At 66.1% G+C, this 20,764-nt stretch carries 22 protein-coding genes; 11 read left to right on the top strand and 11 right to left on the bottom strand.

Annotation, left to right across the window (positions count from 1 at the left end; translation table 11 throughout):
• Positions 1 to 4: 4 nt before the first annotated feature.
• Entirely contained in the window at positions 5 to 2,068 is a 2,064-nt protein-coding gene (locus tag AC56DV_RS21115) for an NAD(+) synthase (RefSeq protein ID WP_496316192.1), read from the bottom strand.
• Positions 2,069 to 2,154: 86 nt separating this feature from the next.
• On the opposite strand from AC56DV_RS21115, the gene AC56DV_RS21110 reads away from it, so the two are divergent.
• Both AC56DV_RS21110 and AC56DV_RS21105 read left to right on the top strand, forming a co-directional pair.
• Entirely contained in the window at positions 2,155 to 3,291 is a 1,137-nt protein-coding gene (locus AC56DV_RS21110) for a GNAT family N-acetyltransferase (RefSeq protein WP_496316191.1), read from the top strand.
• 82 nt (positions 3,292 to 3,373) lie between these two features.
• A complete protein-coding gene (locus AC56DV_RS21105) occupies positions 3,374 to 3,574 on the top strand; it encodes a DUF3606 domain-containing protein (RefSeq protein ID WP_496316190.1) in 201 nt (66 codons plus the stop codon).
• Between the two features lie 24 nt (positions 3,575 to 3,598).
• Here the strand turns inward: AC56DV_RS21105 and AC56DV_RS21100 are convergent, their stop codons facing one another.
• On the bottom strand, positions 3,599 to 3,985 hold the full coding sequence (locus tag AC56DV_RS21100) for a hypothetical protein (RefSeq protein WP_496316189.1): 387 nt from the start codon (positions 3,983 to 3,985) through the stop codon (positions 3,599 to 3,601).
• Positions 3,972 to 4,490, bottom strand: coding sequence for a winged helix-turn-helix transcriptional regulator (locus AC56DV_RS21095; RefSeq protein WP_496316188.1), 519 nt, complete (start codon positions 4,488 to 4,490; stop codon positions 3,972 to 3,974). The genes AC56DV_RS21100 and AC56DV_RS21095 overlap by 14 nt, the downstream gene beginning before the upstream one ends.
• A gap of 108 nt (positions 4,491 to 4,598) precedes the next feature.
• Here AC56DV_RS21095 and AC56DV_RS21090 point away from each other — a divergent pair, with 108 nt between their 5' ends.
• Positions 4,599 to 5,780 (top strand): MFS transporter, encoded by a 1,182-nt coding sequence (locus tag AC56DV_RS21090; RefSeq protein WP_496316187.1) that lies wholly within the window; start codon positions 4,599 to 4,601, stop codon positions 5,778 to 5,780.
• 5 nt (positions 5,781 to 5,785) lie between these two features.
• Here the strand turns inward: AC56DV_RS21090 and AC56DV_RS21085 are convergent, their stop codons facing one another.
• Together AC56DV_RS21085 and AC56DV_RS21080 are read right to left on the bottom strand one after the other, a co-directional pair.
• Positions 5,786 to 7,204, bottom strand: coding sequence for a heavy metal sensor histidine kinase (locus AC56DV_RS21085; protein WP_496316186.1), 1,419 nt, complete (start codon positions 7,202 to 7,204; stop codon positions 5,786 to 5,788).
• The gene (locus AC56DV_RS21080; protein ID WP_496316185.1) at positions 7,201 to 7,872 is read right to left on the bottom strand and encodes a heavy metal response regulator transcription factor; all 672 of its coding nucleotides are present in this window, start codon (positions 7,870 to 7,872) and stop codon (positions 7,201 to 7,203) included. Before AC56DV_RS21080 ends, AC56DV_RS21085 begins: the two co-directional genes overlap by 4 nt.
• A 141-nt stretch (positions 7,873 to 8,013) precedes the next feature.
• Here AC56DV_RS21080 and AC56DV_RS21075 point away from each other — a divergent pair, with 141 nt between their 5' ends.
• On the top strand, positions 8,014 to 8,346 hold the full coding sequence (locus tag AC56DV_RS21075; protein WP_496316184.1) for a CzcE family metal-binding protein: 333 nt from the start codon (positions 8,014 to 8,016) through the stop codon (positions 8,344 to 8,346).
• A gap of 180 nt (positions 8,347 to 8,526) precedes the next feature.
• Here the strand turns inward: AC56DV_RS21075 and AC56DV_RS21070 are convergent, their stop codons facing one another.
• The 5 genes from AC56DV_RS21070 to AC56DV_RS21050 form a co-directional block, all read right to left on the bottom strand.
• The gene (locus AC56DV_RS21070) at positions 8,527 to 9,300 is read right to left on the bottom strand and encodes an alpha/beta fold hydrolase (protein ID WP_496316183.1); all 774 of its coding nucleotides are present in this window, start codon (positions 9,298 to 9,300) and stop codon (positions 8,527 to 8,529) included.
• Positions 9,301 to 9,381: 81 nt separating this feature from the next.
• Positions 9,382 to 10,167, bottom strand: a complete 786-nt coding sequence (locus tag AC56DV_RS21065) for a redoxin family protein (RefSeq protein ID WP_496316182.1) — start codon at positions 10,165 to 10,167, stop codon at positions 9,382 to 9,384.
• 142 nt (positions 10,168 to 10,309) lie between these two features.
• Positions 10,310 to 11,512: a 3-oxoadipyl-CoA thiolase gene (gene pcaF, locus AC56DV_RS21060; protein ID WP_496316181.1), complete on the bottom strand. Its 1,203-nt coding sequence runs from the start codon at positions 11,510 to 11,512 to the stop codon at positions 10,310 to 10,312.
• 9 nt (positions 11,513 to 11,521) lie between these two features.
• Entirely contained in the window at positions 11,522 to 12,178 is a 657-nt protein-coding gene (locus AC56DV_RS21055; protein WP_496316180.1) for a CoA transferase subunit B, read from the bottom strand.
• Complete coding sequence (locus tag AC56DV_RS21050) at positions 12,178 to 12,843, bottom strand: 3-oxoacid CoA-transferase subunit A (protein ID WP_496316179.1); 666 nt, start codon at positions 12,841 to 12,843, stop codon at positions 12,178 to 12,180. Before AC56DV_RS21050 ends, AC56DV_RS21055 begins: the two co-directional genes overlap by 1 nt.
• Positions 12,844 to 13,076: 233 nt before the next feature.
• Between AC56DV_RS21050 and AC56DV_RS21045 the strand changes: the two genes are divergently transcribed.
• Positions 13,077 to 14,441, top strand: a complete 1,365-nt coding sequence (locus AC56DV_RS21045; protein WP_496316178.1) for an MFS transporter — start codon at positions 13,077 to 13,079, stop codon at positions 14,439 to 14,441.
• 1 nt (position 14,442) lies between these two features.
• Here the strand turns inward: AC56DV_RS21045 and AC56DV_RS21040 are convergent, their stop codons facing one another.
• Complete coding sequence (locus AC56DV_RS21040; protein WP_496316434.1) at positions 14,443 to 15,357, bottom strand: LysR family transcriptional regulator; 915 nt, start codon at positions 15,355 to 15,357, stop codon at positions 14,443 to 14,445.
• Positions 15,358 to 15,468: 111 nt separating this feature from the next.
• Here AC56DV_RS21040 and AC56DV_RS21035 point away from each other — a divergent pair, with 111 nt between their 5' ends.
• From AC56DV_RS21035 to benC, 6 genes are read left to right on the top strand one after another with little or no spacing between them, the layout of a single operon-like run.
• On the top strand, positions 15,469 to 16,578 hold the full coding sequence (locus tag AC56DV_RS21035) for a muconate/chloromuconate family cycloisomerase (RefSeq protein ID WP_496316177.1): 1,110 nt from the start codon (positions 15,469 to 15,471) through the stop codon (positions 16,576 to 16,578).
• Between the two features lie 11 nt (positions 16,579 to 16,589).
• On the top strand, positions 16,590 to 16,880 hold the full coding sequence (gene catC / locus AC56DV_RS21030) for a muconolactone Delta-isomerase (RefSeq protein WP_496316176.1): 291 nt from the start codon (positions 16,590 to 16,592) through the stop codon (positions 16,878 to 16,880).
• 25 nt (positions 16,881 to 16,905) lie between these two features.
• Entirely contained in the window at positions 16,906 to 17,826 is a 921-nt protein-coding gene (gene catA, locus AC56DV_RS21025) for a catechol 1,2-dioxygenase (RefSeq protein WP_496316175.1), read from the top strand.
• 14 nt (positions 17,827 to 17,840) lie between these two features.
• Positions 17,841 to 19,238, top strand: a complete 1,398-nt coding sequence (gene benA, locus AC56DV_RS21020; RefSeq protein WP_496316174.1) for a benzoate 1,2-dioxygenase large subunit — start codon at positions 17,841 to 17,843, stop codon at positions 19,236 to 19,238.
• Positions 19,235 to 19,726 (top strand): benzoate 1,2-dioxygenase small subunit, encoded by a 492-nt coding sequence (benB, locus tag AC56DV_RS21015; protein WP_496316173.1) that lies wholly within the window; start codon positions 19,235 to 19,237, stop codon positions 19,724 to 19,726. The genes benA and benB overlap by 4 nt, the downstream gene beginning before the upstream one ends.
• A 16-nt stretch (positions 19,727 to 19,742) precedes the next feature.
• On the top strand, positions 19,743 to 20,762 hold the full coding sequence (benC, locus tag AC56DV_RS21010) for a benzoate 1,2-dioxygenase electron transfer component BenC (RefSeq protein WP_496316172.1): 1,020 nt from the start codon (positions 19,743 to 19,745) through the stop codon (positions 20,760 to 20,762).
• Positions 20,763 to 20,764: the final 2 nt, after the last annotated feature.

The following is a 20,764-nucleotide window of genomic DNA, read 5'->3' as shown; positions in this document are numbered from 1 at the left end:
GCGTTTATTCTTCGGGCACGGTCTTCAAGTCTTCCATCCACACCACGGATTCCGAATCGCTGGGCGCGCGCCAGTCGCCGCGGGGCGACAGCGAGCCGCCCGATCCCACTTTCGGCCCGTTCGGCACGCAGGTGCGCTTGAACTGGCTGGTCTGGAAGAAGCGGCGCAGGAAGATGCCCAGATTGTGCTTGATCTCTTTCAGTGCGTACTGGTTGCGCACCACGTGCGCCTCGTTCGGCCAGCCCCCGATGTCGCGGTCACGCCACGCGGCATGGGCCAGGAACGCCACTTTTGATGGCGCGAATCCGAACCGCAGCGTGTAGTATAAGTTGAAGTCCTGCAATTCGTATGGGCCAATCACGCTTTCGGTTATTTGCGCCGGCGCCGCATCGTCGCCCGCATCGGCCTTGCCCGGCACCAGTTCGGGGCTGATCTCCGTGTTGACCACGGCCAGCAGCACCGCAGAGTCCCGTTCGCCGAACTGGCGGCTCTCGGCCACCCAGCGCACCAGGTGCGAAATCAGGGTCTTCGGCACGCTGCCGTTGACGTTGTAATGCGACATATGGTCGCCCACGCCGTAGGTGCACCAGCCCAGCGCCAGCTCGCTCAGGTCGCCGGTGCCGATGACGATGCCGTTGTGGAAGTTCGCCAGCCGGAACAGGTGGTTGGTGCGTTCGCCCGCCTGCACGTTCTCGAACGTGATGTCGTACTGCGGCTCGCCTTCCGAGAACGGGTGGCCGATGTCCTTCATCATCTGGATGCAGCTGGGGCGGATATCGATTTCGGAGGCGCTGCAGCCGACGAACTCCATCAGCTGGCGCGCCTGCAGCAAGGTGCGCGCGCTGGTGGCGAAGCCCGGCATGGTGATGCCGATGATGTTGGTGCGCGGCAGATTCAGACGGTCCATGGCCTTGGCGCACACCAGCAGCGCGTGCGTGGAGTCCAGCCCGCCGGAAATCCCGATCACCACCTTCTTGATGCCGGACGACGACAGGCGCTGCACCAGCGCCTGCACCTGGATGTTGTACACCTCGTTGCAGCGCTTGTCGCGCAGCGCCGGATTGGATGGCACGTAGGGGAAGCGCGCCACGTTGCGCTCCAGCGCCAGCACCGGCTGCGCCGGCAGCTCCAGCGCAAAGCGCACGGTGCGGAAAGCCGCCACTTCCTCGCGGTGGCGGCGCACCGACTGGCCGAAGGTGGTCTGGCGCATGCGCTCGCGCGACATGCGCTCCAGGTCCACGTCCGCGTAGATCAGGTGCGACTCGTCCTGGAAGCGTTCGGCCTCGGACAGCAGTTCGCCGTTCTCGTAGATCAGCGCCTGGCCGTCCCAGGCCAGGTCGGTGGTGGACTCGCCCCGCCCCGCCGACGAATACAGGTAGGCCGACAGGCAGCGCGCCGACTGCTGGCTCACCAGCTGGTGGCGGTAGTCCGCCTTGCCGACCACCACGTTGGACGCCGACAGGTTCACCAGCACGGTCGCTCCCGCCAGCGCGGCGAAGGACGACGGCGGAATCGGCACCCACACGTCCTCGCAGATCTCGACGTGGAACTTGAACAGCGGCAGATTCTCTACCTCGAACAGCAGCGCCGAGCCAAACGGCACGCGCTGGCCCAGCAGGTCGATCTCGGTGGAGATGGCCTCGTCGCCCGCGCTGAACTGGCGCGCCTCGTAAAACTCGCCGTAGTTCGGCAGATAGGACTTCGGCACCACGCCGTGGATGCGGCCGCCGGACAGCACCACCGCGCAGTTGAACAGCTGGTGGTCCACCCGCAGCGGCACGCCGACGATCAGCGCGGCGCCGATGTCTCGGGATGCGTCCAGCACCGTCTGCAGGCCGGCCAGGCAGCCGTCCAGCAGCGCGCGCTGGTGGAACAGGTCGTCGCAGGTATAGGCGGAGATGCCCAGTTCCGTGAACGCCACCAATGCCGCGCCCTTGGCTGCGGCCTGTTTGGCCAGCTTGACGGTTTCGGCCGCGTTGTAGGCGGGATCGGCCACGCGGCAGCGCGGCACGGCGACGCTCAGGCGCGCAAAATCGTGGGAATACAGGTTGAAGAATGAATGCGGCATGCGACAGGTCCCTCTATGGATAAGGCGATTTTAGCATCCGCCCTTAGCCATCGTGCAAAGTTGCCCAGTTTGCGTAAAATGGCCCCATGAGCTACCGCCCCGACGTCATTTCCTCCCTCGCCGAAGTCGGCGAAGCCGCCTGGAACGCGCTGCTGGCAGCACAGGGCGAAGACAATCCCTTCCTGTCCTACGCCTTCCTGCACGCGCTGCACGAATCCGGCAGCGCCAGCGCCGACACCGGCTGGCAGCCGCAGTACCTGGCGCTGTGGGACGAGGACGGCGGCGCACTGGCCGCCGCCATGCCGCTCTACGTCAAGGCCCACTCCTACGGCGAATACGTGTTCGACTGGGCCTGGGCCGATGCCTACCACCGCAACGGCATCGAGTACTACCCCAAGCTGCTGTCGGCCATCCCGTTCACGCCGGTCACCGGCGGCCGCCTGCTGGCGCGCGACGGGCAGGCCCGCGCGGCCCTGGTGGCGCTGCTGAAGGCGCAACAGAAGTCCGCCGACATCTCGTCCACGCACGTGCTGTACCCGCCGGAAGAGCAGGCCATGCAGTTGCACCGGGCCGGCTTCATGCTGCGCAGCGGCGTGCAGTTCCACTGGCTGAACCAGGGCTACACGGACTTTGAACAGTTCCTGTCCACGCTGGAGCACAAGAAGCGCAAGAACATCCGCGCCGAGCGCCGCAAGGTGCGCGAAGCGGGCGTCACCATGCGGCAGATACGCGGGCACGACGCCAGCGCCGAAGACTGGCGCTTCTTCCACCGCTGCTACTCCAACACCTACGCCGAGCACCGCTCGTCGCCCTACCTGAACCTGGATTTCTTCCAGCGCATCGGCGCCACCATGCCCGGCAACATCCTGCTGGTGGTGGCCGAGCGCGCCGGCCGCGCCATCGCCTCTTCGCTGGTGATCCACACCGGGGACACCTTGTACGGCCGCTACTGGGGCGCCGACGAGCACGTGCCCTGCCTGCATTTCGAAACGGCCTACTACCAACCGCTGGAATTCTGCATCGCCAACGGCATCGCCACCTTCGAAGGCGGCGCGCAGGGCGAGCACAAGATGGCGCGCGGCTTCCTGCCGCAAAAAACCTGGTCCGCCCACTGGCTCGCCCACCCCGCCTTCGCCGACGCGGTCGAACGCTTCCTGGAACGCGAAAGCGGCGGCATCGACGACTACATCAGCGAGCTGAACGAACGCAATCCGTTCCGCTAGCGCTTTCGCAGCGTTAGCGGGCGCACCGTAACGCGGCAAAAACTGCGCGATGATGGCGCATTGGCATTGCGAAGGAGCGAATATGTCTGACGTACAGAAGATGCAGGAAGCACAGGAGCGCGCCATCATCGAGCTGGATGAGCCGCAGCAAGTGCGGTATTGGACCGACGAATTCGGCATACCGGAGGAAGAATTGCGCCAGCTGATCGCCCGGGTGGGGCCGTGCGCGAAGGATGTGCGGCAGGCGCTGGGGCGGCCCATCCATGAGGGCCACCAGGGCTGAACTGCCGGAGGCAGGGCCGACAGGCTACAGCGCGGCGTCCACCAGCAGTTCGGGCCGCAGGGCGCGCAGGCGCAGCTCGGTGAAGTAGCCGCCCGCCTCGTTGTAGCGCAAGAAGTGCCGGCCGCATGCCCGGCAGCGCAGCACCTGGCTGAGGTTGGCGGGATAGTAGCGCGGCGCGATGGGCGCGTCCTCGCTCTCGTAGCGCGTACCGTTGGGATGGTATTCCTTGAAAGTGGGCTCGTCGTACGGGTCTTCCACCAGCGTGCCCACCTCTTCCAGCTTCTCCAGGTCCAGCGACGTCGGCAGGCTTTGCCAAGCCAGCAACGGCGCGCTGCTGCAAGCGCATTTCTGCGTCACCGCAGCGGAGGCATGGGCCAAGCGCACCAACGCCACAAAATCAACTATCTGCATCGTTCTCTCCTAGCACCGCGCGGTTGCGGGCATCGATCCTGGCTTGGGTGGAAGCCGTCGCGCCCGGGCCGGGCAGCATGCGCACGTCGCGGAAGCCCAGCAGGCGGCCGTCGGCCGACTTGGGCCCCACCGGTTCGAGCGTCTTGCCGGTGTCGCGCTCCACGTAGCGCACCGAGCCGCCATGCGGGCCAGGCGCCCATTTGTCGCCCCATTGCAGCAAAGCCACCAATACGGGAAACAATTCCTCGCCCTTGGGCGTGAGCCGGTAGCCTTGCCGCTTCTCCTGCCCTTCCAGCGGCGCCTTTTCCAGTATCCCCAGCTCGGTCAGCCGGTTGAGCCGGCTGGTGAGGATGTTGCGGGCGATGCCTAGCCGCTCCTGGAATTCGTCGAAGCGCGTCGTGCCCAGAACGCATTCGCGCACGATCAGCAAGCTCCACCATTCGCCTACCTGGTCGAGCGCACGGGCTATTGAGCAATTCATGCCATCGAAAGTTTTACGTTGCATGCGGACGATTTTAGATTAATTAGTTGCGTCACGCAACTTTATCCACTAAGTTTCATCATGAAACTAAAACTCTGCCCGCAAGGGCGCCCGCATTGAAGGAGTAACAATATGGACCGTCGTTTAATCGTGCTCGCAGCCGGCATGTTCGCCATCGGCACCGACAGCTTTGTCGTCGCCGGCATTCTTCCCCAGGTGGCGCAATCGCTCGGGGTGTCGATCGGCGTCGCCGGCCAGATGGTGACTTTGTATGCACTCAGCTATGCACTGCTGTCGCCCGTCGTCGCCGCCACGCTGGCGCACTGGCCGCGCAAGCGCCTGCTGCTGACCGGCCTGGCGGTGTTTGTGGTTGGCAATCTGATCACGGCGGTGGCGCCCACCATTGAATGGGTGCTGGCCAGCCGCCTGATCGCCGGCCTGGGCGCCGCCATGTTCAGCCCCACCGCCACGGCGGCCGGCGCCTCTTTGGTGGCGCCGGAGAAGCGCGCCCAGGCGCTGGCCATCGTCATCGCCGGGCTCACCAGTGCCACCGCGTTCGGTTCGCCGCTGGGCACCTTCATCGGCGGCCTGGGCGACTGGCGCGCCACCATGTGGTTCGTCACCGTCGTGGGCCTGGCGGCCGGCGTTGCCGTCTACGCCATGCTGCCGCACATTCCCGCCTTGCCGGCCGTGACGCTGCGCCAGCGCCTCGCGCCGCTGAAGGATAGCCGCGTGGTGCTAACGCTGATGACCACCCTGGCCGCCTATTCCGGCATGTTCGCGGTGTACACCTACATCGGCGTGACGTTCGACCGCGTCACCGGCGGCAAGCCGGAGGTGCTGGCCGGCCTGCTGCTGCTGTGGGGCTTCGCGGCGACGGTGGGCAACCTGGGCGCGGGCAAGCTGACCGACCGCTTCGGCAGCCGCACCATCATCTACGGCGCGCTGGCGCTGAGCACCGTCAACTTCGCGCTGCTGCCGCTGGCGGGCGCGCATTTGTGGAGCACGGCGCTGTCCATCGTGGTGTGGGGCGTGTGCGGCTGGGGTCTGCTGGTGCCGCAACAGCACCGCCTGATCAGCCTGGCACCCGCGTCGGCGCCGCTGCTGCTGGGGCTGAATTCGGCGGCGCTGTACGTCGGAGTGTCGGCTGCCGGCGTGATCGGCGCGGCCAGCATCGCCGTGCTCGACAAGCATCAGATCGGCCTGGTGGGCGCGGCCTTGCTGGCCGCCGCCTTTTTCATTGCGCAGCAGGCGGACCGGCTGATCCGCAAGGAGCAAGCCGACGCCCGGGCGTTGGGCGCGGCGGTTAATTAACGCGGCTAAGTGAAGCGCAGGTGAAAAGTGGTGGTCCCGCCGGGCACACTGTCCACGCGCACGGCGCCGCCGTGCAGCGTCATGATGGCGCGCACGATGGACAGGCCCAGCCCCGCCGAATAGGCCTCGCCGGAGCGGGCGGCGTCGGCGCGGTAGTAGCGGTCAAAGATGCGGGACAGGTGTTCGGGCGCGATGCCGGGGCCGGTGTTGCTGACGGTGAGCTCAACGCCTTGCCCCATCCCCGCCCCCTGCTCCACATTGCGCGCCGCCAGCCGCACTTCGCCTCCTGCCGGCGTATAGCGGATGGCGTTGGACACCAGGTTGCTGACGGCGCGCTGCAGCAGCACCGGGTCGGCCTGCACGTCCAGCGCCGGCACATCCACCGTCAACTTCACGCCTGCGTCCTCGGCCAGTATCTCGAAGTAGTCGTGGATGCGCAGCAGCTCGGCGCGCAGGTCCAGCTTTTCGCGCTGCAGCGCCAGCTGCGCGTTGTCGACGCGCGCCAGGAACAGCGTGTTCTCTATCATGCGCGCCAGCCGTTCATATTCTTCCGAGTTGGACGCCAGCAGCGACTGGTACTCCTCCACCGTGCGAGGGCGCGACAAGGCCACCTGGGTTTCCACCATCAGGGTGTTGACCGGCGTGCGCAGGTCGTGCGCCAGGTCGGCGGCGAAGCCGGACAGGCGCTGCACGCCATCTTCCAGCCGGTCCAGCATGGCGTTGAACGCCTCGCCCATTTCGCGCAGCTCGGCCGGCGCATCCTGCACCGACAATCGGGTGTTCAAGCGGCTGGTGTTGATGTCGTTGGCCTTGCCGATCAGCGAGCGCAGGTTGCGCATGCTGTGGCGCACGATGACATAGCCCAGCAAGGCCGCCAGCGCCGCGCCGCCGGCCAGCGCCAGCAGCAGGTCGGTGCCGTAGCCCTTCAGGACGCGCAGCCGGTCGGAGCGCTCGCGCGCCAGCGTGATTTCCACCGCTTCGCCGCCGGCCAGGCCCAGCGCGCTGACCATGCGGCCGCTGCCCTGCTCCGGCACCCAGTCCCGGATATCGTCCAGCGACAGGGGCTGCTGCGCCGGCACGCTGGCGATCTTCGGCAAGGGGCGCGATGTGATCGACGTTTGCAGCAGCTTCTCGCCCTCCGGCCCGCGCACGCGCAGCATGAAGTCATTGTGGCCGGACAGGGTTTCCACCAGCGGGCGCTGGTCGCGCGCGATGGCCTGCGGCGACGGCAAGCTGGCGACGATACGGCGGATCTGGGCCGCCTTGTTGATCAGCTCCACATCGTCGCGATAGTACATCTGCCGGGCCAGGTTCTGGTAGAGATAGGCGCCGGCGGCCAGGAAGGTGGCAATGGCCACTGCCGCCAGCAGCAGCGCAACGCGAGCCGTGAGCGACAGCGGGCGTGTCCCAGTGGCGGCGCTCATGCCCGGTGCTCCAGCAGGTAGCCCATGCCGCGCACGGTCTGTATCAGCTTGGCCTCGTAAGGGTCGTCGATCTTGGCGCGCAGGCGGCGCACCGCCACGTCCACCACGTTGGTGTCCGAGTCGAAGTTCATGTCCCACACCATGGAAGCGATCTGCGTGCGCGACAGTACTTCGCCCTGGCGCTTGGCCAGCAGGTGCAGCAAGGCGAATTCCTTGGCCGTCAGTTCGATGCGCGTGGCCTGGCGCGTAACGCGGCGGCGCAGCACGTCGATCTCCAGGTCTGCCACGCGTATCAGCTCCATCTCGCGCACCGGGCCGCGCCGCATCAGCGTCTTGATGCGGGCCAGCAGTTCGGCGAAGGCAAACGGCTTGATCAGGTAATCGTCCGCGCCCAGTTCCAGGCCTTTGACGCGGTCCGCCACATCGTCGCGCGCGGTCAGGAACAGCACCGGCGTCTGCTTGCGTTCGCGCAGCTTCGCAAGCACGGCCCAGCCATCCATTTGCGGCAGCATCACGTCCAGCACGATCAGTTCATAGTCGAATTCCAGCGCCAGCGCCAGGCCGTCGGCGCCGTTGCGCGCCAGGTCCGCCACGTAGCCGGACTCCTGCAAGCCCTTGACCAGGTAATCGCCCGCCTTCGGCTCGTCTTCCACCACCAATATTTTCATCACGTCCTCCAGATGCGCCATTGTCGGCTTTTCGGCAATCCGCTTGGATTACAAATCTGTAATTCGCGCGTCATCTTCGCGTCAGTGGCACGCCGTTAGCATGGGAACCGTTCCAAACCACTCCAACCAAAGGACTACATCATGTTAAACGCAATTCGCATGGCCGCACTGACCGCCGCCCTGGCAGTCACGGCATCCGGCGCCTTCGCCGCCACCAGCGGCAACGCCATCTACGGCAAGGCTGTGGCGCCGTCGAACGCCCAGCGCCACATCGCGCTGACCCCGGCCACCGCCGGCGTCAACGTCGACAATGGCGACACCGTTGAATTCACAACCGTCGACGGCGCGAGCTTCACCTGGCATTTTGACACGCTCACGGGCGAAAGCGCCTTCAACCTGGCGAAAATCGCCCCGGCCGGCAGCGTGGACCCGAAAGTCATTGTCTACGTCGGCGCCAACCCGCTGTACCGTTGATTGCCTGGCGCCAGCCACACGGCTGGCGCAACGCCACGCAACACCCTCCTGCACCGCCGGCGCCCAGCGCCCGCCGTGCCTTTTTGCGTCCCGCTTGCGCGAACGAAGAAAAGCCCCGGCGCGCCACAGTCCTGCCGTGGCGCGCCGGGGCATCCGGCGTTCGATGCGCTGCATTCCGCTCTATTTGGCGGCCTCCAGGATCAGGTCTGCGATCGCATCAGGGTGCGAAATCATCGACACATGACTGGACTCCAGCGCTATCGTCCTGGCGCCCATGCGCTTGGCCACGTAGCGTTCCAATTCGGGCGAGGCTGTCCGGTCTTGCAGCGAAATGGCGTAGTAGCTTGGCTTGGTCCTCCAGGCTGCCTGGGTGGTGCGGCCGGCGAACAGCGTCTGCGAGATGCGGCCCTGCCCCGCGTACAGCACTCGCGCCTGCGCCGGATCCAGGTCACCCGCAAAATCACGCACAAACGCTTCTTCGCTCAGCTGGGCGTAGCCGTCCGGCGATTTGACCAAGCCCGCACTGGCAGGCGGCGCGGGAAACTGCGCCGCCAGGGCGCCGTAGTCTTCGCCCACATCCGGGGCGCGCGCGGCCACATAGACCAGCGCCTTCACCTTCGGATCGTTGCCTGTCTCGCTGATGACAGTGCCAGCCCAGGAATGGCCCACCAAGATGGTTGGACCGTCCTGCAGGGCCAGCACGCGGCGCGTGGCTTCGGCGTCGTCCGCCAGCGAAGTCAGAGGATTCTGCACCGAAGTCACATGCAAGCCGGCCTTCTGCAAGCGCGCGATGACTTCGTTCCAGCCGGAGCCGTCGGCGTAGGCGCCATGCACCAGCACGACGTTGCGGACCGAAGGAGCTGCGGCGATAGCGGTAGCATCGGATGGCGCGGCGAAGGCGGCGCCGCCGGCCAGCAGGGCTGCGGCCGCAGCCGCCAGGATTGAGCGTTTCATGGTCGTTTCCTTCTCTGTGGTAAAGAACCCAGTATAGAAAGCAGCGCATGACCCCAACATGACCCCCGCATTACAAACAGATTACCGCGGCCGGGCAATCTTCTCCAGGTAGGCGTTGAGCGACGCTTGGGACAGCTCGCCGATGTGCAGGCTGGCGAGCTTGCCGTCGGCGCCATAGAACAGCGTGGTCGGGAAGGCGGAGGCGCCCACCGCGTGGGCGATCTTCGCGTCCGCGTCGTGTACCGCGTTGGCCACCGCGAAACCGTGCTCGGACAGGAACTGCCGCCCCGCGACCGCTTCGGTGTCTTCATTGACGAACACAAACGCCACGTCGCCGCGCTGCTGCTGCGTCCTGGCCAGCACCGGCATCTCGCGCCGGCACGGCGGGCACCAGCTGGCCCAGAAATTCACCACCATCGGCTTGCCGCCGGCGAACTGCCGGATGGCGGCCGGCGCGGCGGCGCCCTGCGGGCTGCGCAGCGCGATGGCCGAGCCGGACATGTCCCATGCGAACACCGCCGCGATCAGGCCGGCGCCCAGCGGCGCCTGCAGCTGCGGCTTGCGCCAGCAGCGCCAGGCGCCGACCGCCAGCGCGCCGGCAATCGCGGCGGGCCAGTTGCCGCCGCCGTCGCGGATATCGAACACCGCCCACCACGGCGCGCTGCGGAAGTCGTCGAAACGCATCCCGACGAAGGCGATGCGGCCCGCCACCACGGCGGCCAGCGCCATGTCCAGCAAGATGCCGGTGACATTGACCTTGTTCTTGCGGCCCACCAGGTAGCCCACCCCGGCGGCGATGCCGAACGCCATGGCCAGCAGCAAATGGCTGGCTTGCAGCACCAGCGGCCCCACATTAACTGAAAACACCCGCGCTCCCGTCTCGTCCGCCGGCATGCTCCGGCCCAGCCGCACGATAGCACGGCGGCGGGCGCGCCGCAGCACGCGCGGAACGCGTCACTTCCGGCCACTGTCCGCCGGCGCTTTCCCGGCCGCACAGGCCGAAGTGAAATTAAGCGCGTTCGATGACGATGGCGATCCCCTGCCCGACGCCGATACACATGGTGCACAGCGCGTAGCGGCCGCCGGTGCGCGCCAGCTGGTACATGGCGCTGGCGACCAGGCGTGCGCCGCTCATGCCGAGCGGGTGGCCCAGCGCGATCGCGCCGCCCAGCGGATTGACGCGCGGGTCGTCGTCGCGCAGGCCCAGCTCGCGCAGCACGGCCAGGCCTTGCGAGGCGAAGGCTTCGTTCAGCTCGATGATGTCGATCTGGTCCAGCGACATGCCGAGCTGGCGCAGCACCTTCTGCGTGGCCGGCGCCGGGCCGATGCCCATCACGCGCGGCGCCACGCCGGCGGTGGCCATGCCGAGGACGCGGGCGCGCGGCGTGAGGCCGTGCTGCTTCACCGCTTCCGCGCTGGCCAGCAGCAGCGCGCAGGCGCCGTCGTTCACGCCCGACGCGTTGCCGGCGGTGACGCTGCCGTCCGACCGCACCACGCCTTTCAGCTTGGCCAGCGCCTCGATGGAGGTGGCGCGCGGGTGCTCGTCCTGCCCGAACAGCACCGGGTCGCCCTTGCGCTGCGGGATCTGCACCGGCACGATTTCATCGGCGAACAGGCCGTCGCGCTGGGCGCGCGCGGTTTTCTCCTGGCTGGCCAGTGCGAAGCGGTCCTGGTCGGCGCGGCTGATGTTGAAATCGTCGGCCACGTTTTCCGCTGTCTCCGGCATGGCGTCGGTGCCGTACAGTTCCTTCATCAGGCGGTTCGGGAAGCGCCAGCCTATGGTGGTGTCGTAGATGGCGGCGCTGCGCGAGAAGGCGGCGTCGGCCTTGCCCATCACGAAGGGAGCGCGCGTCATCGATTCCACGCCGCCGGCGATCATCAGTTGCGCGTCGCCGGACATGATGGCGCGCGCCGCCGTGCCCACCGCGTCCATGCCCGAGCCGCACAGGCGGTTGACGGTGGAGCCGGGAACTTCCAGCGGCAGCCCGGCCAGCAGCGAGGACATGCGCGCTACGTTGCGGTTGTCCTCGCCGGCCTGGTTGGCGCAGCCGTAGATCACGTCGTCCACCGCGCGCCAGTCCACCGATGGATTGCGGCGCATCAGTTCGCGCAGCGGCACCGCGCCCAGGTCGTCGGCGCGCATATCTTTCAGGGCGCCGCCGTAGCGGCCGATCGGGGTGCGGATGGCGTCGCAGATGTATGCATGTTTCATATTCTGTCCTCAGTTGGATTGCAGCAGCGGCGGAGGCAGCAACGGCGCAGCGGTGGCGGCCTGCAGTTCTTCAAAACTCAGGCCTTCGGCCATTTCACGCACCACCAGCCCGGCCGGGGTCACGTCCAGCACGGCCAGGTCGGTGTAGATGCGGTTGACGCAGGCGACGCCGGTGAGCGGGTAGCTGCACTGCGGGACGATCTTGCTTTCGCCGCTCTTGGTCTGGTGGTCCATCATCACGAACACCTGCTTGGCGCCGATGGCGAGGTCCATGGCGCCACCCACGGCGGGTATCGCGTCCGGCGCGCCGGTGTGCCAGTTGGCCAGGTCGCCGCCGGCCGACACCTGGAAGGCGCCCAGCACGCACACGTCCAGGTGGCCGCCGCGCATCATGGCGAAGGAGTCGCCGTGGTGGAAGTAGGCGCCGCCGGTGAGCAGCGTCACCGGCTGCTTGCCGGCGTTGATCAGGTCTTCGTCTTCCTCGCCTTCGGCGGGCGCCGGGCCCATGCCGAGCAGGCCGTTCTCGCTGTGCAGGAACACTTCGCGCTCGGCTGGCAGGTGGTCGGCCACCTTGGTCGGCAAGCCGATGCCGAGGTTGACGTAGGCGCCTTCAGGAATGTCCTGCGCCACGCGGGCGGCGATCTGGTCTCGGGTATAGCGCTGCATTATGCATTCTCCTTGACGACGCGCTGCACGAAGATGCCGGGCGTGACGATGACTTCGGGGTCGAGTTCTCCCAGCGCGACGACTTCCTGCACCTGGGCGATGGTGGTCTTGGCGGCCATGGCCATGATGGGGCCGAAGTTGCGCGCCGTCTTGCGGTACACCAGGTTGCCCCAGCGGTCGCCGCGCAGCGCCTTGATCAGCGCGAAGTCGGCGTGGATGGGCGCTTCGAGCACGTAGTGGCGGCCGTTGATCAAGCGCGTTTCCTTGCCCTCGGCCAGCAGGGTGCCGTAGCCGGTGGGCGTGAAGAAGCCGCCGATGCCGGCGCCGGCGGCGCGGATGCGCTCGGCCAGGTTGCCCTGCGGGGTCAATTCCAGTTCTATCTTGCCGGCGCGGTACAGCGCGTCGAAGTGGTGCGAGTCCGCCTGGCGCGGGAAGGAGCAGATGATCTTGCGCACCCGGCCCGCCTTGAGCAGCGCGGCCAGCCCGGTTTCGCCGTTGCCGGCATTGTTGTTGACGATGGTGAGATCGCGCGCGCCTTGCGCGATCAGCGCGTCGATCAGCGCCGACGGCATGCCCGCGTTGCCGAAGCCGCCGATCATGACGGTGGCGCCGTCATGCACGTCGGCCACGGCGCGCTGCAGGGATTCGTATGTCTTGTCTATCATATCTGCTCCTGTTCTGTTCGCTTATCGAACAAATGATTGATTACCGCACGCTTAATAGTATCGGCGATTTGCCGCCAAGGTCAAGAAAAAAAGTCCGTCGGCGCGCTGGCCCTGGCGATACCCGGCAGGTATCAAAAGGCTACCAAATCGGTCTTGGACGGCGCTGCAAGGTATATCTATGCTCCGAATGTCCCATTTCAAAACAACTAACCGGGCCATAAGGAGACCAAACCATGCAGCAAATCGACGTTCACAAAGTGTCGGACGGGGCGCGCTTCAACCGCTTCCACGCCGGCGTCCTGTTCTGGTGCGCCATCATCATCATCTGTGACGGCTACGACCTGGCCGTCGCCGGCATCGCCCTGCCGTCCATCATGAAAGAAATGGGCGTCACGGCCCAGAATGCCGGCTTCATGGTCAGCTCCGCGCTATTCGGCATGATGTTCGGCGCCATCTTCCTCGGCACCGTGGCCGACAAGATCGGCCGCCGCCTGGCCATCGCGATCTGCATTGCGCTGTTCAGCGTGTTCACGGCGGCAGCGGGCTTCGCCACCGATCCCTACAGCTTCAGCGCCATGCGCTTCCTGGCCGGCCTGGGCATAGGCGGCGTGATGCCCAACGTGGTGGCGCAGATGACGGAGTTCTCGCCCAGGAAAATCCGCTCCACCATGGTCACGCTGATGTTCAGCGGCTACGCCGTGGGCGGCATGCTGGCAGCCCTGCTGGGCAAGGGCCTGATCGAAACCTATGGCTGGTCGTCGGTGTTCCTGGCGGCCGGGGTGCCGGTGCTGCTGATCCCCTTCATCCTGAAGTCGCTGCCGGAATCGATGCCCTTCCTGATCAAGGAACAGCGCTTCGATGAACTGAAATCCATCCTGGCGCGCATGGAACCGTCCTACCGCGCCGGCGCCGGCGACCGTTTCACCATCCCCGCCGCCGACAGCGCAGCGGGCGCGCCTATCCGCAAGCTGTTCCAGGACGGGCGCGGCTTCAGCACCGTGATGTTCTGGATTACCTTCTTCATGTGCCTGTTCATGGTGTACGCGCTCAGTTCCTGGCTCACCAAGCTGATGGCCAGCGCCGGCTACAGCCTCGGCTCGGCGCTGACCTTCGTGCTGGTGCTGAACTTCGGCGCGGTGATCGGCGCCGTGGGCGGCGGCTGGCTGGCGGACCGCTTCAACATCAAGCACGTATTGATCGGCATGTACACGCTGGCCGGCGTGTCGATCACGCTGCTGGGCTACAAGGTGCCCACCGAAGTGCTGTTCCTGCTGGTGGGCCTGGCAGGCGCCTCCACCATCGGCACCCAGATCGTCACCTACGCCTACGCGGGCCAGTTCTATCCGATGGCGATCCGCGCCACCGGCATCGGCTGGGCCTCCGGCGTGGGCCGCAGCGGCGCCATCCTGGCGCCCATCGTCATCGGCACGCTGGTCGGCATGCAGCTGCCGCTGGAGCAGAACTTCATGGCCATGGCGATCCCCGCCGCCATCGCGGTCGTCGCCGTGTCGCTGATCCGCCAGAAAGCGCCGGCATCGGCCACGCACGGCGCCACGGTGCAAGGCGCAGCCGCGGCCGCAGCCAAAACTACAGCCTAAGCTACAGCTCTTCCTTGACGTGCGGGATGCCGCGCGACTCGTAGACGTCGTAAATAATCTGTAACATGTTGCGCAGCTCTTCCGACCGGTCCATCAGCCGGATGCTGAACAGGATGGGCGACACCGCGTGCTTGTCGTCGATCTCGACGTACTGCACGTCGGTGCGCTTCATGCCCTGCAGGCTGTCCGGCACGATGGAGATGCCCTGCCCAGCCGCCACCATGCCGATGGCGATCTGCAGTTCGCGCACTTCCATCACATGCTCGGGATGCAGCGCGCGGTCGCTGAAAATGGCCAGCACCTGGTCGGCGAAGCTGGGGCGCGGATTGCGCGGGTAGACGATCAGGGTTTCCTCCACCAGCTCGCGCAGCCTGAGCGGCCGGCCCAGTGCCGCCAGGCGGTGGCCCACCGGCATGGCGACGATCAGCCGTTCCTCGCGCAGCAGGATGCGGCGCACCGACGCGTCCTCCGACTTCACCCGGCCGAAGCCCACATCGATGCGGCCTTCCTTCAGCGCGCGCATCTGCTCCATCGTCGTCAACTCATGGAACGTGATCTCCACGCTTTCATACTGGGCGCGGAAGCGGCGCACGATCTCCGGCAGCAGGCCATACAAGGTGGACGCGACAAAACCGATCGACAGCGTGCGCTCGATTTTGCCGACGCGCTGCGTCATCGTCTTCAGGTCGGCCATCTTGTCGAGCAGGACTTGCGCGTGCGCCTGGAAAAACGCGCCGGCCTCGGTGAGCCGCAAGGGCCGCGAGCCTTTTTCAAACAGCGCCACGCCCAATTCCTCCTCCAGCTGCTGGATCTGCCGGCTAAGCGGCGGCTGTGCGATGAACAGCCGGTGCGCGGCGCGGGTGAAGTTCTTCTCCTCTGCCACAGCGAGGAAGTAGCGCAAATGCCGGATCTCCATCTTCATACCTCATAGGTATCAAACTCATACCAAAACAGTGTTGGACGATACTTTTTCAAGGGTTTATCGTGGTGTTATCCCTTCGAATTATACCGACTATACGGATAAGATATGATCAAAAGCATAGAAACCATCCTCGCCGACGTCCCCACCATCCGTCCGCACAAGCTGTCCGTGACCACCATGAGCACGCAGACGCTGGTGCTGGTGCGCGTGCGCTGCGGCGACGGCGTGGAGGGCTGGGGCGAGGCCACCACCATCGGCGGCCTGAATTACGGCGAAGAGAGCCCCGAGAGCATCAAGACCAATATCGACACCCATATCGCGCCGCTGCTGGTCGGCATGGAGGCGAGCCAGGTGGCCAAGGCCATGGCCAAGCTGCGCAAGGCGATCCAGGGCAACCGCTTCGCCAAGTGCGCCATCGAAACCGCGCTGCTGGACGCGCAAGCCCGCCGCCTCGGCATTCCATTGAGCGAGCTGCTGGGCGGCCGCGTGCGCGACGAACTGCCGGTGGCCTGGACCCTGGCCAGCGGCGACACAGCCAAAGACATCGCCGAAGCGGAAAAGATGCTGGAACTGCGCCGCCACCGCATCTTCAAGCTGAAGATCGGCGCCCGCCCGGTGGCCGACGACGTGCAGCACGTGCTGGCCATCAAGCGCGCCCTTGGCGACGCGGTCAGCATCCGCGTGGACGTGAACCAGGCCTGGAACGAACTGCAGGCGATTGAAGCCATCAGCGCGCTGGAAGCGGGCGGCGTGGACCTGATCGAACAGCCGGTGCCGGGCCACCACAAGGCCGCCATGGCGCGCCTGGCGCAGCGCTTCTCGGTGCCGCTGATGGCGGACGAAGCGCTGCAAGGCCCGCTCAGCGCCTACGACTACGCCACCAGCGCGGCGGCGGACGTGTTCGCGGTGAAGATCACGCAGTCCGGCGGCCTGGTGCAAGCGGGCCAGGTGGCCACGGTGGCGCAGCTGGCCGGCGTGGCGCTGTACGGCGGCACCATGCTGGAAGGCGGCGTGGGCACGGCGGCATCGGCCCACCTGTTCTCCACCTTCGCCGATCTGTCGTTCGGCACCGAACTGTTCGGCCCATTGCTGCTCACCGAGGAAGTGCTGCAGGAGCCGCTGGTCTACAAGGACTTCATGCTGCAAGTGCCCACCGGCCATGGCCTGGGCGTTGCCGTCGACACCGACAAACTCGGCCGCCTGCGCCGCTATTAAGGAGAACTGCCATGCTGTTCCACGTTCGCATGGATGTGAGCATCCCGTCCACCCTGCCCGAAGCCGAAGCGGCCGCCATCAAGGCGCGCGAAAAAACCTACTCGCAAGAACTGCAAGCGAGCGGCCAGTGGCGCCACCTGTGGCGCATCGCCGGCCAGTATTCGAACATCAGCGTTTTCGACACCGCCAGCATCGACGAGCTGCATACCCTGCTCTCCACGCTGCCGCTGTTCCCGTTCATGAAGATCGAGGTAATGCCCTTGTGCCGCCATCCATCTTCGATCCGCACCAACGACCTGTAAGCAAACCCACTAGACGGAGACTGACATGACTCACAACGACATCGACAAGCTGGTACAAAACTGGATCATCGACACCGCCACCGGCCCGGCCAACCCGCGCGTGCAGGCGGTGGTGCTGCGCCTGGTGGGCGACCTGTGCAAGGCGATCGAAGACCTGGACATCCAGCCCAGCGAATTCTGGAAAGGCCTTGAATACCTGACCAACGCAGGCAAGGCCAATGAACTGGGCCTGCTGGCGCCCGGCCTGGGCCTTGAGCGTTTCCTCGACATCCGCGCCGACGAAGCCGAAGCCAAGGCCGGCCTGCAAGGCGGCACGCCGCGCACCATCGAAGGCCCGCTGTACGTGGCCGGCGCACCGGAAAGCACCGGCTTCGCGCGCCTGGACGACGGCAGCGAGAGCGACCAGGCCGAAGTGCTGTTCATGCAGGGCACCGTGTACGACGAAGCGGGCAAGCCGCTGCCGGGCGCCAAGGTGGAAGTGTGGCACGCCAACCTGATGGGCAACTACTCCTTCTTCGACGCCTCGCAGTCGCACTTCAACCTGCGCCGCACCATCATCGCCGACGAGCAGGGCCGCTACCAGTTCCGCAGCATCCTGCCGAAGGGCTACGGCTGCCCTCCGGGCGGCAGCACCCAGTGCCTGCTGGACCAGCTGGGCCGCCACGGCCAGCGCCCGGCCCACATCCACTTCTTCGTCAGCGCAGGCGGCCACCGCAAGCTGACCACGCAGATCAACATCGACGGCGACGAGTACCTGTGGGACGACTTCGCCTTCGCCAGCCGCGAAGGCCTGGTGCCGGCCGTGAACAAGGTGACCGATCCGGCCGCCATCGCGCAGAAAGACTTGCGCCAGCCCTATTCCAGCATCGACTTCGACTTCCGCCTGTACGGCGAACGTCCAGCCGCGCCGGAAGCCGAAGTGGCACGCGCGCGCGCCGCCGCCTGAACCGGGAGAACGTCATGAGCACCACGATTCCCATCATCCCTGTGAACGCCGCCTCGTCCGGCGCCCGCCCGCTGGACCAGTACCTGGTGGAAGACCACGAAAAAGGCGACTTCCGCCTGCACCGCGCCGCCTTCACCGACGAAGCCCTGTTCGAGCTGGAGATGAAGCACATCTTCGAAGGCAACTGGATCTACCTGGCGCACGAAAGCCAGGTCGCCAATGTGAACGACTACTACACCACCCACATCGGCCGCCAGCCGGTGTTCATCGCGCGCAACCGCCAGGGTGAGCTGAACGCCTTCATCAACGCCTGCAGCCACCGCGGCGCGCAGCTGTGCCGCCACAAGCGCGGCAACAAGGCCACCTACACCTGCCCGTTCCACGGCTGGACCTTCAACAACAGCGGCAAGCTGCTGAAGGTGAAAGACCCGGAGGACGCGGGCTACCCCGAGTGCTTCAACAAGGAAGGCTCGCACGACCTCAAGAAGCTGGCGCGCTTCGAGAACTACAAGGGCTTCCTGTTCGGCAGCCTGAAGGAAGACGTGGCGCCGCTGTCCGAGTTCCTGGGCGAAGCGGCCAAGATCATCGACATGATCGTGAACCAGTCGGCCGACGGCCTGGAAGTACTGCGCGGCTCGTCCACCTACACCTTCGAGGGCAACTGGAAGCTGCAGGCCGAGAACGGCGCGGACGGCTACCACGTCTCGGCCGTGCACTGGAACTACGCGGCCACCACCAACCGCCGCAAGGAAGCCGAAGCCGATGCCGCCAATGGCCGCGAAGACAAGATCAAGGCCATGGACGCCGGCAAATGGGGCAAGCAAGGCGGCGGCTTCTACGCCTTCAAGCAGGGCCATATCCTGCTGTGGACCAAGTGGGCCAACCCGCAGGACCGGCCCAACTATCCGCGCCACGGCGAGTATGCGGACAAGTTCGGCACCGCCACCGCCAACTGGATGGTGGAACGCTCGCGCAACCTGTGCCTGTATCCCAATGTCTACCTGATGGACCAGTTCGGGTCGCAGATCCGCCTGCTGCGTCCCATCTCGGTGAACAAGACCGAAGTGACGATCTACTGCATCGCGCCGAAGGGCGAACCGGCCGAAGCGCGCGCGCGCCGCATCCGCCAGTACGAGGACTTCTTCAACGTGAGCGGCATGGCCACGCCGGACGACCTGGAGGAATTCCGCGCCTGCCAGCAGGGCTATGCCGGCAAGGCCATGGAATGGAACGACATGTGCCGCGGCTCCACCCACTGGATCGAGGGCGCGGACGACGCGGCCAGGGAAATCGGCCTGCAGCCGGTGATGAGCGGCGTGAAGACCGAGGATGAAGGCCTGTACACGGTGCAGCACCGCTACTGGCTGGATGTGATGAAGCAGGCGCTGCGCGCCGAGGGGGAGCAGAAATGAGCAGCATCGACATTAACGGCATCGCAGCCTTCCTGTACCGCGAAAGCCGGCTGCTGGACGACGAACAGTGGGATGCGTGGCTGGAGTGCTACCACGCGGACGCCCAGTTCTGGATGCCGGCGTGGGACGACGACGACACCCTGGTCTCGGACCCGGAGCGCGAAATCTCGCTGATCTACTACCCCACCCGCCAGGGGCTGGAAGACCGCGTGTTCCGCATCAAGACCGAGCGCTCCAGCGCCACCATGCCGGACACGCGCACCAGCCACAACATCGCCAACGTGGAGCTGGAGAAGCAGGAAGGCGCGGTGTGCACGGTGCGCTTCAACTGGCACACGCTGAGCCACCGCTACAAGACTGACTACAGCTACTTCGGCATGTCGCGCTACGTGATCGACTTTTCCGGCGCGGCGCCGAAGATCCTGAACAAGTACGTCGTGCTGAAAAACGACTACATCAATCAGGTCATCGATATTTACCATATTTAAAGTCTGGAGCACGGACATGAGCCATACCATCGCACTGCAGTTCGAAGACGGAGTGACCCGCTTCATCAGCTGCAACCCCAATGAAAAGCTGGCCGACGCGGCCTACCGCCAGAAGGTCAACATTCCGCTGGATTGCCGCGACGGCGCCTGCGGCACCTGCCGTGGCCTGTGCGAATCGGGCAGCTACGACATGCCCGCCTCCGGCTATATCGACGACGCGCTGACGCAGGAAGACGCGGAGCAGCGTTATGTATTGAACTGCCAGATGCGCCCCACCTCGGACTGCGTGGTGAAGATCCCCGCCACCTCAGCGTCCTGCAAAACGGCGGCGGCCAGCCACCCCGGCAGCATCGCCTCGGTGGAAAAGCTGTCCGAGTCCACGCTGCGCTTCTCGGTGGAGCTGACGCAGCCGGACGCGCTGGACTTCCTGCCCGGCCAGTACGTCAACGTGGATGTTCCCGGCACCGCGCTCACGCGCTCCTATTCCTTCAGCTCCGTGCCCGGCTCGCAGCTGGCCTCCTTCGTGGTGCGCAACGTGCCTGGCGGCCGCATGAGCAGTTACCTGTCTGATTCGGCACAGCCGGGCCAGCAGATCGCATTCTCGGGCCCGTTCGGCAGCTTCTACCTGCGCCCGGTGCAGCGGCCGGTGCTGATGCTGGCCGGCGGCACGGGCATCGCGCCCTTCCTGTCCATGCTGGAGGTGCTGGCCTCGCACGGCTTCCCGCAGCCGGTGCGGCTGGTGTTCGCCGTCACCCGCGACTGCGACCTGGTGGCGCTGGAGCAGTTGGACCGCATCGCGGCCGCGCATCCGCAGTTCAGCTACGTCACCTGCGTGGCAGAACAGGAAAGCACGCATCCGCGCAAGGGCTACGCCACGCACCACGTGGAGCCTTCCTGGCTGAACGGCGGCGACGCCGACGTCTACCTGTGCGGCCCGGTGCCGATGGTGGACGCGGTGCGTTCCTGGCTGGGCGACGTGGGCGTGACGCCGGCTAACTTCTATTTCGAGAAATTCTCGGCCAGCAGCGGAGCATAAAA

The sequence above is a fragment of the Massilia sp. BGA-UO-ETr-WB1 genome, from assembly GCF_059567845.1.
Note: the sequence above shows the minus strand (reverse complement) of the source record. Positions and strands in the feature narration are given on the sequence as shown.

Coding starts and splice junctions, on each gene's coding strand:
- AC56DV_RS21115 (WP_496316192.1), bottom strand. CDS start 2,068: ATGCCGCATTCATTCTTCAACCTGTATTCCCACGATTTTGCGCGCCTG.
- AC56DV_RS21110 (WP_496316191.1), top strand. CDS start 2,155: ATGAGCTACCGCCCCGACGTCATTTCCTCCCTCGCCGAAGTCGGCGAA.
- AC56DV_RS21105 (WP_496316190.1), top strand. CDS start 3,374: ATGTCTGACGTACAGAAGATGCAGGAAGCACAGGAGCGCGCCATCATC.
- AC56DV_RS21100 (WP_496316189.1), bottom strand. CDS start 3,985: ATGCAGATAGTTGATTTTGTGGCGTTGGTGCGCTTGGCCCATGCCTCC.
- AC56DV_RS21095 (WP_496316188.1), bottom strand. CDS start 4,490: ATGCAACGTAAAACTTTCGATGGCATGAATTGCTCAATAGCCCGTGCG.
- AC56DV_RS21090 (WP_496316187.1), top strand. CDS start 4,599: ATGGACCGTCGTTTAATCGTGCTCGCAGCCGGCATGTTCGCCATCGGC.
- AC56DV_RS21085 (WP_496316186.1), bottom strand. CDS start 7,204: ATGAGCGCCGCCACTGGGACACGCCCGCTGTCGCTCACGGCTCGCGTT.
- AC56DV_RS21080 (WP_496316185.1), bottom strand. CDS start 7,872: ATGAAAATATTGGTGGTGGAAGACGAGCCGAAGGCGGGCGATTACCTG.
- AC56DV_RS21075 (WP_496316184.1), top strand. CDS start 8,014: ATGTTAAACGCAATTCGCATGGCCGCACTGACCGCCGCCCTGGCAGTC.
- AC56DV_RS21070 (WP_496316183.1), bottom strand. CDS start 9,300: ATGAAACGCTCAATCCTGGCGGCTGCGGCCGCAGCCCTGCTGGCCGGC.
- pcaF (WP_496316181.1), bottom strand. CDS start 11,512: ATGAAACATGCATACATCTGCGACGCCATCCGCACCCCGATCGGCCGC.
- AC56DV_RS21055 (WP_496316180.1), bottom strand. CDS start 12,178: ATGCAGCGCTATACCCGAGACCAGATCGCCGCCCGCGTGGCGCAGGAC.
- AC56DV_RS21050 (WP_496316179.1), bottom strand. CDS start 12,843: ATGATAGACAAGACATACGAATCCCTGCAGCGCGCCGTGGCCGACGTG.
- AC56DV_RS21045 (WP_496316178.1), top strand. CDS start 13,077: ATGCAGCAAATCGACGTTCACAAAGTGTCGGACGGGGCGCGCTTCAAC.
- AC56DV_RS21040 (WP_496316434.1), bottom strand. CDS start 15,357: ATGGAGATCCGGCATTTGCGCTACTTCCTCGCTGTGGCAGAGGAGAAG.
- AC56DV_RS21035 (WP_496316177.1), top strand. CDS start 15,469: ATGATCAAAAGCATAGAAACCATCCTCGCCGACGTCCCCACCATCCGT.
- catC (WP_496316176.1), top strand. CDS start 16,590: ATGCTGTTCCACGTTCGCATGGATGTGAGCATCCCGTCCACCCTGCCC.
- catA (WP_496316175.1), top strand. CDS start 16,906: ATGACTCACAACGACATCGACAAGCTGGTACAAAACTGGATCATCGAC.
- benA (WP_496316174.1), top strand. CDS start 17,841: ATGAGCACCACGATTCCCATCATCCCTGTGAACGCCGCCTCGTCCGGC.
- benB (WP_496316173.1), top strand. CDS start 19,235: ATGAGCAGCATCGACATTAACGGCATCGCAGCCTTCCTGTACCGCGAA.
- benC (WP_496316172.1), top strand. CDS start 19,743: ATGAGCCATACCATCGCACTGCAGTTCGAAGACGGAGTGACCCGCTTC.